Source organism: Streptomyces sp. RP5T, from assembly GCF_003933965.1.
GTDB lineage: Bacteria > Actinomycetota > Actinomycetes > Streptomycetales > Streptomycetaceae > Streptomyces.
The window spans coordinates 1-811 of sequence record NZ_RSAJ01001203.1 but is presented as its reverse complement, the minus strand read 5'-3'; the positions used below and the strand labels follow the sequence as shown (position 1 = coordinate 811).

Annotated in this window: 1 pseudogene; it reads right to left on the bottom strand. The window is 65.7% G+C overall.

Going from position 1 to position 811, the window contains the following annotated elements:
• Positions 1-522: 522 nt before the first annotated feature.
• Positions 523-811: pseudogene (locus EHS43_RS45410) on the bottom strand (helix-turn-helix domain-containing protein); the annotation flags it as partial.

The window sequence follows — 811 nt, the reverse complement described above, 5'->3', positions numbered from 1 at the left end:
GACCCAGAAACGTCCCGACTGAGGCCAACAGTGCAGACCCGTGCACTCGTGCACGTCAGAGCAGTGTTAAGAAGCGCTTCCTCCCGGGCGTGAACGCCCGGGGTTCCGCGCTAGATCATGCTGAAGTTTCCCCGTGATCTTGGACACTCGATGGTTATGCCGCGAGGGTGTGTTGATGCCGCTGCCTGGTCTCGGCCGGGGTGAGGTAGCCGAAGATCTTGTGCTTGCGCAGGCGGCGGCGGTTGTAGAAGTCTCGATGACCTTGTTGCTCAATTCGAGGGAGTTTGCGTCGATCTCTCCGTCGGAGGCAGGCGGCGGGACGGATCCTGCTGGTCAGGGGCGCGTGAATGGGGTCGCCCTACGACGGGGGGGTGGCGCTGTGTCGATGGGAGCGGCTTCTGGCGGTGTTCCGGATGGAACGAGTGCGGTCGCACGTGCCGCGTTCCCGAAGGGGTGTCTTGCGATGCGGATCCGTGAGCAACTCGGGTCAGTAGTGAGCTCTTTCAGCGTGTCGTTGCCCGCGAGCTTGGCCTCCTTCGGGCGCTTCGCGGCCTGCTGCGCCTTCCACTGAGCGACCGTGGCCCGATACTCCTGCTTCCCGCTGCGGGTGGCGGCGTTGCGGCGCAACTCGCGCGAGATCGTCCCCGGATCACGTCCGATCGCGCGGGCGATCTCTCGCACGCCCTTGTCCTGGGCACGCAGAATCGCGATCTCCTCGCGCTCCTCGAAGGACAGGTAGCGGCCGGTGGGCTCGGCCAGAGAGATCGGCGGCATGCCGCCAGCGTGACGAAACCACCGAGAGCCGACCGGC